Here is a 13,242-nt window from a genome sequence, read left to right as displayed (position 1 = left end):
AAGGGAGGGATTGATGGTTCAGCAGTCCAAACTGGAAGGAAAGACGGCCGTCATCACTGGTGGAGCATCAGGGATGGGGCGTGCAACGGCGCTGTTGTTCGCACAAGAAGGGGCGGCTGTTTCGATCTTTGATATCAACGATGAAGAAGGACAGAAAACGGTTCAGATGATCCGCGATCAGGGCGGCAAAGCCAGTTACTTCCACTGCGACGTCACCAAAGCCGATGACATCGATGCCGCCTTTGAAGCCAGCGTGGCCGAGTTTGGCTCTTATGATGTGCTGTTCAACCATGCAGGCTCGATCATTGTAAAATCACTGCATGAGACATCAGAAGAAGAATACGACTGGTTGATGGATCTGAATGTGAAATCAGCCTTTCTTGTGTGCAAACGCGCCGTCAAAGAGATGGCAGACAATGGCGGTGGTTCGATAATCATCACTTCGTCGATCGCGGCCGAGTTAGGTTATGCGCTGGAGTCCGTTTACTGCATGTCCAAAGCCGCCGTCCTGCAATTATCCCGCACGATCTCCACCGAGTATCGCGACGCCGGAATACGCTGCAATGCGATCTGTCCTGGATTTGTTGAAACAGCCCATGGGCTGAAGGAAATTGCCGAACTCGACGCCGCTGGTCAGGCATGGGAGGACAGCGGAATGGCTGCAACACAAGGTCGAATTTGCTACCCGGAAGAAGTGGCCAGGACCGTGGTCTTTCTTGCTTCAGATGACGCAAGTTTCGTCAATGGAACTGCTGCCTATGTTGATAACGGCTGGCACGCGAAGGGTTAAACGAATAGTTTTGTGTGCGGCCCGTGAACGGTAGTTGAAGAACATTCCGTATTACACCAAGTGACGTGACTGCCTGAGAACGACCAGCCATTTGCCAAACCTCGCTAAGAAAGACCATTCGAGTTTGAGCTAGCTAATTTTCCCTAAGGCAAGAAAACGCGGCAAACCAATGACCGCACTGGGCTCCCTTCCACCCTTCTCTGCATGCAGGATCAATGGCCCCTAGCGGGTGAATTGAAGCAATGGGTGTTGGGCTCGATGATTAGCTCACCACTCAACCAGAGATCGTTTCGATTGAAACCGCTTCAGCGATCTTCGCGGATTTTTTTGGTGAGGCATTTCAGCCAAAAGTTGTCCGCGCGTGCCTCTGTGTCGGGAAACACGCGCAGACTTTCGAGAATCCTGCCGGGCGTCTGGCCCCGCCTGATGGGCTCCGACGGGCTCGCCGTCCTCCCCATCGCCGCGCTTGATCCGCCCCACCGTGCGGCGTCTCCTGCGGTCCCCGCGCTTGATGGGTCCGGGTCCCCAGAAACAACTCCAATCAGCCATGAGGGTTCAGGAAGTGAAGGCCTCGTGTTCCGTGATCTTTTCAAACGCGGGTAAGAACGCATCATGGTGCAGCGACAAGTAGCGTGTGATCTTCTCGCTGCGCATCAGTTTCGCGACGTACCCGCGTGTCAGGACGAGATCGAGGTGATCCGCGCCGTAGCTGTCTTCGACAAGGCGGACCTCCCGTTCCAGGTTTGCTGACTCACGCTCCATCAGCGCCAGCTGTTCGCGCGAAATGCCTTTGATCTTTTTCGGCGTTGCCGCTGACACCAACTGGCTCTCGGGTGTCGCGGCCAGAAGTGATCTGGCGTAGTTGATCGTGAACTTGTTCATGGCAACCATCAGTTGCGCCGCTTCAATCTGCCGGATCGGCTTCATTTTCTTCAGAATCTGAAACCCGGTCAGAGCCACTTGTTTGTCTTTCAGCAGTTCCGCCGCCTCATCGCAGATACCATCCAGAAGCTGGCGTTTCTGCTTCAGAGTCTTGATGTTGACATTAAGCGCGCTCGCCAAACGGGCTTCCGGTACACCAAGAGAGAGGGCTCTCAGGATCATCTTGTGCTCTTGAATGGTCGCGAGACGAGAGATGCGTTTGTTGTAGGTGAAGGCTTCGTCGTCCGTGGAGACAAGACATCGCGCATGTGTCTGACCCTGGTCTTTCAAAACCTCAAGGCGCAGATGCCCATCAAGCAGAGTGTATTGACCTGCATTGTGGGGATCACGGGACACAACAATAGGTTCAACAAGACCGACGTCCTGAACAGATGTGATGATCTGTTTGAACTTGATGCTGGCCTTCTTTTGCGGTGTGACAACATAGAGCGGTGCGATGTTCTCGAATGCGATTGTCACCAGCTCCTGTTCAAAAGCCGCCGCAACCTTTTGTTCTTCCTTGGTCACGGTCATGTGGATACCTCCTCGGATTGCACCAACCGGTCTGCAACCTGCTTTGGCAGATTGGTAAGCCCTTCGGCTCGAAGCAAAGTGACGAAGTTTTCGTCAGTCATCAGGGTCTAGAGAGCTTGTGTCAGAAAGAGCAGTTCGCTCCGCGTTGCACTTGCTTTTCTCAACAACACCTTCTTTTTCTCGACATCGTTTTCATAGGTCTTAAGCAGGCTTTCGACCGACAGGCTTTTACGCAGTCGTTCGCCAGTGCTCGCGCGGCCCTTGCCATGCTTCTGGCGCGCCTCAACAAGACGTTTGGCCGCCAGGAGTCTGCCACCGCGCAGAAGCTTTTTCTCATAAGCTTGCCTGAGAACACGTTGCACGCCGATGTCATCCGCGTCCGCAATGTCAACGGCAACACTGACCGGAATCTTACCGCTCTCCACTGCACGCAGAAGGCGGTGTTCGTGACTTTCCAGAAGTTTAATCACGCCGTGGACATACTTCTTGGACAGCTGGGTCTTGGCGGCGATTTCAGTTTCAGAGTAACCCTTCTCTTTGAGGCGACCAATGTCTCTGAGCAAGTCCAGCGAATGGTGGTGTCTGCGCGCCAGGTTTTCCACCAGGCTCATAACAAGGCAATCTTCACTGCTGGCATCTATGACGATCGCTGGTATTTCAGATTGGCCAAGAACCTTGAATGCCTCAAGACGGCCCTGGCCGCAGACCAATTCGTATGCTGGCTTACTTCCGTCCTCAGTCTCACGCGCAGCAACCGTTATAGGTCTTTTCAACCCAAGCTCCGCGATGTTCGCGGTAATCTCGTCGAAAACCTTTTTGTTCCTGAGCCTTGGGTTGACGACGGTAATTGCATCGACAGAAACAAGAACAGTGCGTCCGACCGGCGCATGGTCCATCACGCTGCCTCCAGTATTGGCGTACGTGCGGCCATGTCGAAGAAATGAGCCAGGTTATCGAAGCGGAATGCATCAAGGGACAAACCGTTGTTTTCCGCCAAGCGCAGCTTTGATTTGGTCATGTCAAAGGTAGGCAGCAAGTAGTAGTCGAGCGGCGTTCTGTTTGACTGCCCCATCCTGACGACGATGGACATGTCGGGGAGCTGGCCGGTGTTCAAACGAATGTTCCAGCGATACGCACCTGCGCCTGTCCGAAGACATCGCGCAATGACAATTGAAACGGTGAACTCGTCATTGATGATGAGGGTATCTGTATTTGGGTCACGAGCGACATCTCCGCCAACGGCTTCGACTCCGGCGATGATGTCCCGGATGATGCCGGAATGCAGGTTGCGCAATCGTCTGTTGATCTCAATGTGCCGGTAGTCTCTGTCAGGCTTGAAGCCGACGAGGCTGTACGCGCGCAACAGGCTACCAAATCTGTTCTGATAGGCCCCGCTGGATGGAAGCTTTGGCGCTTCATTGATGACAAAGCCCGAGAGATACCCGTTTTCCTCCAAAACCTCCTTTAGCCGATCCAGCATTTCTTCGTCGGACAACACATGGGAGCGGGCTGCAATAATTGCTCCGGCAGTGTCGAACAGGTTGGCGTCAACGATTGCTTCAAAGGCACCAACAGCGCGGACCCAATTTTCCGGATCGTTCCGGACATGGCGTTTCTTGAGTTTGAAGGAATTGCGGTTCCAGAGATTATTCCCGATGTATTTTTCGTTGGTCAGAATTTGACGCACAACCGCCGGTGACCAATCCCGATCCAGATCGGTTCGAATTCCGCGCTGGTTCAGGTCTGACGCAATCTCAGCTTCAGACCAACCGTCGTTCACAAACCTCAAGAAGATCTGGTTCACTATTGCGATTTCATCGGCAGGACCCGGAACAAGTGTTACCCGGTCGGTCTGAATACTCTTGTGTTCACCTCGCGAAAGAATGCCCTTGGTACGTCCTGCTTCATCAATCAGCATCCGCCGCAACCCGAACCCAGCTGCGCCGCCTTGTCGATAGCCCAACTCGATCAGCCGCTGCTGCCCCGCAAAGACCTTTTGCGAAAGCTCGCGACTATATTCGCCTGCCATTGCCCGCTTTAAACCTTTGACGACGGTGGACATTGGGCTGCCATCATTCTCGAACTGTTCCGCGCAGTATTCGACCGAAATGCCCGCCCGTTTGCAGATATACTCGTAGTAGGCGCTTTCATCCGCGTCCTGGAAGCGCCCCCAACGGCTGACGTCGTAAACGAGAACAGTTCCGAATTCGGTCTGACCAGTTTCGATGTCGTCGATCAATTGCGATAGGCCCGCGCGGCCTTGAATTCTCAATCCGCTCTTACCTGCATCAGAATAGGTTCGGATAATTCTGTAGCCGCGTTCATCGGCATAGTGCTGGATGGCGTCGGCCTGGTTTTCGGTCGAGTAGCGCTGATGCTCTGTCGACATGCGAACGTACTGTGCGGCGTTCCGGCGGTTTTCCCTGTCTGTCTTGTTCTTCGGCCAACTCAATGCTGCGGCTCCCACCACTCAAATTTGCAAACCTGTACGGGAACTCTGCGATTCCTTTCTCAATCCTAAAGGGAGAGGTCCGGAAACATGTTTCATAAAAAGGGCAACACGTTTCATCGAAAGTGCGACGAGCGCGTTTCGGCGTCAGAATACAGGGAGGCGATCAGCGACGCTCTTCTCAAGAACTGAGTGGGGCAGGGCGAGCTACAAAATCAACGATGCGGTGGACTGGAGCAAGTGAACGAACGGCTAAGAACTGGATATCTGGCTCGTACGGACCAACAGGCGAGAACCTGATCGCATTGATGAAGCATTCAGACACAGTTTTCGCAGTTGTGCTCGAATTGGCGGGACGGAGCGAAGCGATATCGGTAGCGCGGCTAAAGCTTGTAAGAGAAGAACTGGCTGGAATTTTGAGAGATTTAGATACGATCTGTGCGGATGAGGGCGATCAAAAACCAGAATAGACGCTTTCGGCTGCTCCAACGCGATGGAAAGCCTTTGAGTCGCAAATGGTAAAACCCGTGCGCCCATCCAAAATCGAATGACTCAAAATCAATGGCTTAGCTGTCGTTATATGGCAAAACTATGTGTCGCCCGACACGCGTTATTGCCGCCGATAGTTGTCGACAAGGTGCCCCATGACAGTGAGTTGGTCGTCGAGGAGACTTTTGGCCCCATCATACCCATCATTCGTGTGCCTGACGATGATACGGCAGTGATGCAGATTTCGAACAGTACCGCCTTTGGTTTGTCTTCGGGCGTCTGCACCAACGACCTGAACCGGGCCATCTCTTATGTTAACGGGCTGGACGTGGGAACCTGCAATATCTGAGAACAACCGGGTTATCGGATCGAGACGTCACCTTTCGGCGGGATCAAAAGTAGCGGCAATGGCATCAAAGAAGGCGTGATCGAAGCGATGAAATTTCTTACCAACGTCAAAACCTATTCGCTGCCCTGGCCTCAGTAAGTGGTGCGCATCTGGTATCCTTGATGGAAAGTCATGCGTACGAATGTAACCGGGTCGCTGCGGAACCAAGTCATTCGCTCCAGCTGGAACAAGGGAGTTCCAGGCGGTACGGACAGGAATTCCTGCAACTGCCCCGTGGCTGGAACAGCCGAAAAGGCGATTTCGGCGTTAGAAAACGGCACCTCGGACAGCAACCATTCATTTGGTCCGGTGGTCAGGAAATCTTCGTTGACGACCTGAGGCACGGTGCTGATGTTGATCCAGCGCTCTTCGAATTGGAAGGGGCGGTTGTTGGCATGGTGCATACATTGCAGATGGACGACCTGCGCGCCTTCCGGAATGCTTAACTTGGCTTGGAGCCACGCGGGGCAATCAATCAGAGTCCTGCTGACCAGAGCATAGCGGTATTCGGCATTCATCTCTTCGATTGTTTGTCGCACCACAGTAATCGGCAACTTCGCCTGCTTTACCGGTGTGGTCACAACACGCGTGCCACCCTTGCGCTTACGGGTGACAATGCCCTGCTCAGCCAGTTCGCGCAGGGCACGGTTGACCGTAGCCCGCGCGACGCCAAACTCGGCCGCCAGTTCCAGCTCGGTCGGTAATAGGCTGCCTTGTGGCCAGATGCGGGTTTGAATACGGTTGACGACTTCGTCCCGAATATCCTGAAAGCCGACATGTTTTTGATCGGTCACGTAGGGTTCATCCAATTACGTATAAACATAATAGTATTATGGGATCATTTTCGTCGGCTCGTAAAGGGGTACGCAATCCTCACAGCTTTGCAAGTAGATCAATCATTGCATGCCGATAGCCGGACACGATCAGGTCCCGCGCAATATGGCGGCCGCCGCGCACCTGATGACGGCCAGCCGACCACAGATCAGTTACGACCTGATCTTTCGATGCAAAAACCAACCCGTCAAGCAGCTGTTCAGGACGAAGGGCGCATAGCGCGGGATCCTGACTGTTGATAGCCACAAGATCGGCCAGCATCCCTGCTGCAATCTGACCTGACTCGCGTCCCAAGGCTTGCGCGCCACCCAGAGCAGCACCGCAATAGAGCGTTTGCCCAACCGAACCTTCACCTACAACCAGAATATTGCGAGACAGGTCTCGCAGACGTTGGGAATATTCCAGCGTGCGCAGTTCTTCTGTTATCGAAATCAAAACGTTTGAATCCGAGCCAACTCCGAAACGCCCGCCCGCCTTTAGGTACGTAGCCCCATTGAAAGGACCATCCCCCAGATTGGCCTCGGTAATCGGACAAAGCCCAGCCACTGCGCCGGTCACCGCCATATCGCGGGTTTCTTGTTCCGTCATATGAGTAGCGTGGATGAGGCACCAACGATCGTTTACCGCCGTATTGTTCAACAACCATTCCACCGGTCGCGCACCAAGACCATCCTGAACCTGCGCAACCTCTTTGGGTTGTTCCGCAATGTGAAGATGAACCGGGCCGAATGTTCTTGCGTTCAAAACCCGCGCCAGATCACGCGGCGATGTCGCGCGCAAAGAATGGGGGGCGATACCGATCTTGTAGTCCTTCGGCAGATTGGGCAGTGCCAAATGGGATTTCTCGACCAACGCCAGATAACGGTCCACATCGTTACCAAATCGTTGCTGACCTGCTTCCAGCGGCTTTTCGCCCACCCCCGCGTAGGAATAAAGAACGGGAAGATGGGTCAGTCCGATCCCAGACTCGGCTGATGCGGCCATGATCCGGTCAGACATTTCTGTAAGATTGTCGTATGGTGCGCCGTTCGACTGGTGATGCAGATAATGAAACTCTCCGACCGAGGCATATCCGGCCTCCTGCATCTCCATATACACCAGCGCCGCGATCGCTTGGACCTGTTCAGGGGTCAGATGCGCAGTGAATCGATACATAAGTTCGCGCCAGGTCCAGAAACTGTCACGACCCGCCATGCGATATTCGGTCATCCCCGCCATGGCGCGCTGGAACGCGTGGCTATGCAGATTGGCCAGCGCAGGAAGCAGGGTGTCAACGATTGTATCACCCTCTTTCGCCGACGCACCTTGCTGCAGCGAAGCTATCCGACCTTCTTGGATTTCAACCCGCAGATTCGTGACCCAGCCCGTCCCTAATAGAGCGCGATTTGCAAAGATAGCCATTTTTCACCTCATTTTATGCATAGACATATAATTGATAGAAATGTACAAGAAAAGAAAGAAATGCACGGAGGTTGCGAGTCTCATGCAGACGCAAGCGCAGATATTAACAGACCTCGACGCCGCAACGATGATCGAAGGGGCGATGTCTTATGGTTTGGTTCGGGACGCAGCTATAGCGCTGCAGGACGGGCGCATCGCCTGGGTCGGACCTGTCGCGGACCTCCCATCACAATTCGCCGACCTGCCACGAACACCCTTTGGTGGGCGCCTGGTCACTCCAGCCTTGATCGATTGCCACACGCACGTGGTTCACGGCGGCCATCGCGCTGCAGAGTTCGAAATGCGCCTGAATGGAGCGAGCTACGAAGAAGTTGCACGCGCCGGTGGAGGGATCATATCTACCGTCAAAGCCACGCGCGCAGCCAGCGTGGAGGATTTGATTGCACAAGCGCTGCCGCGTGTAGACGCGATGCTCGCTGAAGGCGTTTCAATTATCGAAGTCAAATCGGGCTACGGATTGGATCGCACAACCGAATTGAACATGTTGCGCGCCGCTCGGGCGTTGCCGGCTCATCGTCCCGTCCGCGTTCTGACCAGTTTTCTGGGGGCTCATGCGGTGCCGGAAGAATACAGAGAACGTGCATCGGGCTATATCAGCGATGTCTGTATTCCCACACTAAGGGCGGCCCATGAGGAAGGCCTGGTCGATGCGGTGGACGCCTTCTGTGAGGGCATCGCCTTTCAACCCGAACAGCTGGTGCCACTGTTCGATGTCGCAAAAGAGCTTGGCCTGTCGATCAAAATCCATGCCGAGCAATTGTCGAATCTGGGCGGTACGGAATTGGCCGCCAGCTACGGTGCTATGTCGGCAGATCACATCGAATACCTTGACGAGGCGGGTGTAAAGGCCATGGCGCAGGCTGGAACAGTTGGCGTTATCCTGCCGGGCGCATTCTATACTTTGCGCGAAACACAAGCTCCGCCGATTGACCTGTTGCGCCAGCACGGTGTGCCCATGGCACTGGCCACGGATTGCAATCCCGGCTCGGCGCCGATGACCTCTTTGCTGCTTGCCATGAATATGGGTTGCACGTTGTTTCGCATGACACCGGAAGAAGCATTGCGAGGGGTGACTAATCACGCGGCTCGTGCCCTTGGCCTTGGGGACAGCGGACAAATCTCTGTCGGCCAGCGCGCTGATCTGGCGGTGTGGGATGTCGGACACCCGGCAGAGCTTGCCTATCGCATCGGATTCAACCCGCTTCACAGCCGCATTTTCGGAGGCTCACTTTGACGATCCTGACACTCACTCCGGGCACTGCTGCCCTGTCACAACTTGAACGGGTCTTCTGCGAAGAAAGTGCAGTTCGGTTGGATCCCGCCTGCCACGCGTCAATTGAGGAGGCGCATCAGCGCATCGCAGACGCGGCTGCAGGAGAGGCCGCAGTCTATGGTGTGAACACCGGGTTCGGCAAACTGGCCAGCGTCAAAATCGCTGCCGAGGACACAGCAACCCTGCAACGCAATCTGATCCTCAGCCATTGCTGTGGGGTAGGTCCAGCGATACCACGCACTCATGCGCGGTTGATGATGGTCTTGAAACTCCTCAGCCTTGGGCGTGGGGCTTCGGGTGTACGGCTTGAGGTCATCCGCTTGATCGAAGGGATGCTGGCCAACGGAGTGACCCCCGTGATCCCGGCACAAGGTTCGGTGGGGGCCTCGGGTGATCTGGCACCATTGTCGCATATGGCGGCCGTTTTGATGGGATCGGGCGAGGCCGAGTTTGGCGGTGACGTGATGTCCGGAGCGGCTGCACTGTCGCAAGCGGGATTGGAACCAGTTGAACTGGGCCCCAAGGAAGGGTTGGCCCTGATCAACGGCACCCAATTCTCGACCGCCTTTGCGCTGGCGGGTTTGTTCGGTGCGTGGCAGGCGGCACAAAGTGCCCTAGTCACCTCGGCGCTGACAACGGACGCAATTATGGGCTCGACTGCACCGCTGCAGCCGGAAATTCATACCTTGCGTGGTCATCGTGGGCAAATCGAGGCCGGTGTGACCATGCGCGCTTTGTTGGCCGGGTCCGTCATTCGTGAAAGCCATCGTGATGGTGATACGCGCGTTCAGGATCCGTATTGCATTCGTTGCCAGCCACAAGTTGTGGGTGCGGCGATGGACGTATTGCGGCAGGCCGCAACCACGCTGGAAATCGAGGCCAACGCAGCAACCGATAACCCGCTGGTACTTTCTGAAACCGGTTTGATTGTCTCGGGCGGGAATTTCCATGCCGAGCCGGTTGGCTTTGCCGCAGATATGATTGCGCTGGCCGTAGCTGAGATAGGGGCGATTGCCCAGCGACGTATTGCCTTGATTGTTGACCCAACACTCAGCTTTGATCTGCCGCCGTTCCTGACGCCCAATCCCGGGCTGAATTCGGGATACATGATTGCCGAAGTAACCACGGCGGCTCTGATGAGCGAAAACAAACACCTGGCAAATCCGTGCGTGACAGACAGTACTCCGACGTCGGCCAACCAGGAAGATCACGTGTCGATGGCGGCCCATGGCGCGCGGCGACTGGGGCAGATGGTGACCAATCTGGAGCGCATTTTGGGGGTCGAACTCTTGTGTGCCACGCAAGGTGTGGAGTTTCGCGCTCCGCTGCCGACCAGTGAAATCCTGCAAGGTGTAATGGCGCGCCTTCGCGCAGTCGTGCCATCCCTTGGGGATGATCGATACATGGCCACAGAAATAGCGGACGCTTCTGCACTTATCGCCAGTGGAGAGATAGCCAAGGGCACCAGCGTGACAATGCCGGAACTGAACGTATGAGCGGCCCGGTCGAGATTGCGCGCGGCGACGGCCCGATCGTTCTGGGGTTGCCGCATACCGGCATCCATGTCCCACTGGCTGTCGAAGCAAAGCTGAACGCTCGTGGGCGCGAACTTGCGGATACGGATTGGCAAATCCACACACTCTATGAGGGGCTTTTGCCCAATGCGACCACCGTACGTGCGACTTTCCATCGTTACGTGATCGACGCCAACCGTGACCCAGCAGGCGTGTCGCTATATCCCGGGCAGAACACGACAACCTTGGTGCCGCTGACAGATTTCGACGGACACGACATCTGGGATATTGCCCCGACCGAGAAGGACATCTTCGAACGGCGCGAGACTTTTCACGCGCCCTACCATGCTGCTCTGCAATTGGAACTGGAACGTGTCCGATCGATCCACGGGATCGCTGTGCTTTATGACTGCCACTCGATCCGCAGCCACATTCCGTTCCTTTTCGAAGGTATCCTGCCCGACATGAACATCGGGACCAACAACGGGGAAACATGCGCGCCGTCGATCGAGGCCATCGCACACGAGTTCGCGGCATCATCTCCTTACAGCACCGTTTTGAACGGGCGTTTCAAAGGGGGGTGGACAACCCGGCATTATGGCCGCCCGGCCGAAGGCCTGCACGCCATTCAGATGGAATTGGCGCAATCGACCTATCTGAAGGCCGAAAACCCGCCGTGGAAATATGACACTGAAAAACCCAGCCGCCTCCGTCGTTGGCTCAAAGACATACTGGAAGCGATCCAGGACACTGCATTGGAGCTTGCCCCATGACCGATCCTCGCAAAAACACCCGTGATATCTATCCGCCCACCGGGCCCGAGCTGAATGCCAAGAGCTGGATGACCGAGGCGCCGATGCGGATGCTGATGAACAATCTGCATCCGGATGTGGCTGAAAACCCCCATGAGCTGGTGGTTTATGGCGGCATCGGGCGCGCGGCACGTACGTGGAAGGATTTTGACACCATCGTTTCAAGCCTCAAGGATCTGGAAGAGGATGAGACGCTGGTGGTTCAGTCGGGGAAGCCCGTCGCGATTGTGAGGACGCATGCCGATGCGCCTCGGGTTCTGATCGCAAACTCGAACATCGTGCCACATTGGGCTAATTGGGATCACTTCAACGAGCTCGATAAGAAGGGCCTGATGATGTATGGCCAGATGACGGCTGGCTCGTGGATCTATATCGGTACACAGGGCATTGTTCAGGGAACTTATGAAACCTTCGCCGAGGCTGGTCGTCAGCACTATGGTGGTGACCTGACCGGCAAGTGGATCCTGACCGGCGGTTTGGGCGGCATGGGCGGCGCTCAACCTTTGGCGGCCGTTTTTGCCGGCGCATGTTGTCTGGCCGTTGAGTGTAATCCTGACAGCATCGATTTCCGCCTGCGCACCAAATACCTGGATGAAAAGGCCGAGACACTGGACGAGGCGCTCGAAATGATCGACCGCTGGACCAAAGCGGGCGAGGCCAAGTCCGTGGGCCTGCTGGGCAATGCTGCCGAGATCTTCCCAGAGATTTACGCCCGAATGCAGGCTGGCGGAATGCGCCCGGACATCGTCACTGATCAGACCAGCGCGCATGATCCGGTGAACGGCTATCTGCCGTTGGGCTGGACCATGGCGCAGTGGAAGGACAAACGCGAAAGCGATCCTAAGGCTGTAGAAAGAGCCGCTCGGGCCTCGATGAAACAGCACGTCGCTGCAATGGTGGATTTCTGGAACGCAGACGTGCCGACGCTGGACTACGGCAACAACATCCGGCAGGTGGCGCAGGATGAAGGCTTGGAGAACGCCTTTGCATTCCCCGGTTTCGTACCCGCTTATATCCGTCCGCTGTTCTGCCGTGGCATCGGCCCATTCCGGTGGTGTGCACTGTCGGGTGACCCCGAAGACATCTACAAGACCGATGCCAAGATGAAGGAGTTGTTTCCCGACAACACGCATCTGCACAACTGGCTCGACATGGCGCAGGAGCGTATTGCCTTCCAAGGTCTGCCCGCAAGAATTTGCTGGATCGGATTGGGTGACCGCCACAGGGCCGGGTTGGCCTTCAACGAAATGGTCCGTACCGGCGAGTTGAAAGCACCGGTTGTAATTGGCCGTGATCACCTCGATAGCGGCTCGGTCGCGTCACCCAACCGAGAAACCGAGGCCATGAAAGACGGCTCGGATGCTGTGTCGGATTGGCCCTTGCTGAACGCGCTGGTCAATACAGCTTCGGGTGCGACATGGGTGTCGCTGCACCACGGCGGTGGCGTTGGTATGGGGTTCAGTCAACACGCGGGTGTGGTGATCTGTGCCGATGGCACTGACGCAGCGGCCAAGCGGCTCGAGCGCGTTCTGTGGAACGACCCGGCCTCTGGCGTCTGGCGCCATGCAGATGCAGGTTACGAGGATGCTAAGGCCTGCGCTCGCGAACATGGCCTGCGGTTGCCGGGCATATTGGGCTGATTTGTTCGCTTATCTTTGAATTTGTCCGCATGGCTTAGCGCTAACGCTGCATTTTCCGGTTTCGAACCGGGGTTGTTTCGGCTAGGGCTAAGCCGTTAAGCAGCCCGCCAGGCTAACGACAACTGACAAAGGTGGCT

At 55.8% G+C, this 13,242-nt stretch carries 11 protein-coding genes; 6 read left to right on the top strand and 5 right to left on the bottom strand.

Annotated features, from left to right (window positions below; all coding sequences use genetic code 11):
* Positions 1-13: 13 nt before the first annotated feature.
* A complete protein-coding gene (locus Q0816_RS10910) occupies positions 14-790 on the top strand; it encodes an SDR family NAD(P)-dependent oxidoreductase (protein WP_298850285.1) in 777 nt (258 codons plus the stop codon).
* A 555-nt stretch (positions 791-1,345) separates the two neighbouring features.
* Here the strand turns inward: Q0816_RS10910 and Q0816_RS10905 are convergent.
* The 3 genes from Q0816_RS10905 to Q0816_RS10895 all read right to left on the bottom strand — a co-directional run bounded on the left by Q0816_RS10905 (position 1,346) and on the right by Q0816_RS10895 (position 4,697).
* Entirely contained in the window at positions 1,346-2,245 is a 900-nt protein-coding gene (locus tag Q0816_RS10905; protein ID WP_298850283.1) for a plasmid partitioning protein RepB C-terminal domain-containing protein, read from the bottom strand.
* A 107-nt stretch (positions 2,246-2,352) separates the two neighbouring features.
* Entirely contained in the window at positions 2,353-3,141 is a 789-nt protein-coding gene (locus Q0816_RS10900) for a plasmid partitioning protein RepB C-terminal domain-containing protein (protein ID WP_298850282.1), read from the bottom strand.
* Positions 3,141-4,697 carry a recombinase family protein gene (locus Q0816_RS10895; protein WP_298850280.1) on the bottom strand — a complete coding sequence of 519 codons (1,557 nt, stop codon included), beginning with the start codon at positions 4,695-4,697 and terminating at the stop codon, positions 3,141-3,143. Before Q0816_RS10895 ends, Q0816_RS10900 begins: the two co-directional genes overlap by 1 nt.
* Before the next feature lie 577 nt (positions 4,698-5,274).
* Between Q0816_RS10895 and Q0816_RS10890 the strand changes: the two genes are divergently transcribed.
* Entirely contained in the window at positions 5,275-5,532 is a 258-nt protein-coding gene (locus tag Q0816_RS10890; RefSeq protein ID WP_298850278.1) for an aldehyde dehydrogenase family protein, read from the top strand.
* 131 nt (positions 5,533-5,663) lie between these two features.
* Here the strand turns inward: Q0816_RS10890 and Q0816_RS10885 are convergent, their stop codons facing one another.
* On the bottom strand, positions 5,664-6,365 hold the full coding sequence (locus Q0816_RS10885; RefSeq protein ID WP_298850276.1) for a GntR family transcriptional regulator: 702 nt from the start codon (positions 6,363-6,365) through the stop codon (positions 5,664-5,666).
* 79 nt (positions 6,366-6,444) lie between these two features.
* Positions 6,445-7,806, bottom strand: a complete 1,362-nt coding sequence (locus Q0816_RS10880) for a formimidoylglutamate deiminase (protein ID WP_298850274.1) — start codon at positions 7,804-7,806, stop codon at positions 6,445-6,447.
* Positions 7,807-7,888: 82 nt separating this feature from the next.
* Between Q0816_RS10880 and hutI the strand changes: the two genes are divergently transcribed.
* The 4 genes from hutI to hutU are packed head-to-tail and all read left to right on the top strand — an operon-like array spanning position 7,889 to position 13,105.
* Positions 7,889-9,100, top strand: a complete 1,212-nt coding sequence (gene hutI / locus Q0816_RS10875; RefSeq protein ID WP_298850272.1) for an imidazolonepropionase — start codon at positions 7,889-7,891, stop codon at positions 9,098-9,100.
* Positions 9,097-10,635: a histidine ammonia-lyase gene (hutH, locus tag Q0816_RS10870; RefSeq protein ID WP_298850270.1), complete on the top strand. Its 1,539-nt coding sequence runs from the start codon at positions 9,097-9,099 to the stop codon at positions 10,633-10,635. Before hutI ends, hutH begins: the two co-directional genes overlap by 4 nt.
* Positions 10,632-11,426, top strand: a complete 795-nt coding sequence (gene hutG / locus Q0816_RS10865; RefSeq protein WP_298850268.1) for an N-formylglutamate deformylase — start codon at positions 10,632-10,634, stop codon at positions 11,424-11,426. Before hutH ends, hutG begins: the two co-directional genes overlap by 4 nt.
* Complete coding sequence (hutU, locus tag Q0816_RS10860) at positions 11,423-13,105, top strand: urocanate hydratase (protein WP_298850265.1); 1,683 nt, start codon at positions 11,423-11,425, stop codon at positions 13,103-13,105. Before hutG ends, hutU begins: the two co-directional genes overlap by 4 nt.
* The last annotated feature ends 137 nt before the right edge of the window (positions 13,106-13,242 follow it).

Origin of the sequence: uncultured Ruegeria sp. (assembly GCF_947497005.1) — a bacterium.
Classification (GTDB): domain Bacteria; phylum Pseudomonadota; class Alphaproteobacteria; order Rhodobacterales; family Rhodobacteraceae; genus Ruegeria.
Note: the sequence above shows the minus strand (reverse complement) of the source record. Positions and strands in the feature narration are given on the sequence as shown.

Excerpts from the sequence above, each read along its gene's own strand:
- Q0816_RS10910 (WP_298850285.1), top strand. The coding sequence starts at position 14 with ATGGTTCAGCAGTCCAAACTGGAAGGAAAGACGGCCGTCATCACTGGT.
- Q0816_RS10890 (WP_298850278.1), top strand. The coding sequence starts at position 5,275 with ATGGCAAAACTATGTGTCGCCCGACACGCGTTATTGCCGCCGATAGTT.
- hutU (WP_298850265.1), top strand. The coding sequence starts at position 11,423 with ATGACCGATCCTCGCAAAAACACCCGTGATATCTATCCGCCCACCGGG.
- Q0816_RS10905 (WP_298850283.1), bottom strand. The coding sequence starts at position 2,245 with ATGACCGTGACCAAGGAAGAACAAAAGGTTGCGGCGGCTTTTGAACAG.
- Q0816_RS10900 (WP_298850282.1), bottom strand. The coding sequence starts at position 3,141 with ATGGACCATGCGCCGGTCGGACGCACTGTTCTTGTTTCTGTCGATGCA.
- hutG (WP_298850268.1), top strand. The coding sequence starts at position 10,632 with ATGAGCGGCCCGGTCGAGATTGCGCGCGGCGACGGCCCGATCGTTCTG.
- Q0816_RS10880 (WP_298850274.1), bottom strand. The coding sequence starts at position 7,806 with ATGGCTATCTTTGCAAATCGCGCTCTATTAGGGACGGGCTGGGTCACG.
- hutI (WP_298850272.1), top strand. The coding sequence starts at position 7,889 with ATGCAGACGCAAGCGCAGATATTAACAGACCTCGACGCCGCAACGATG.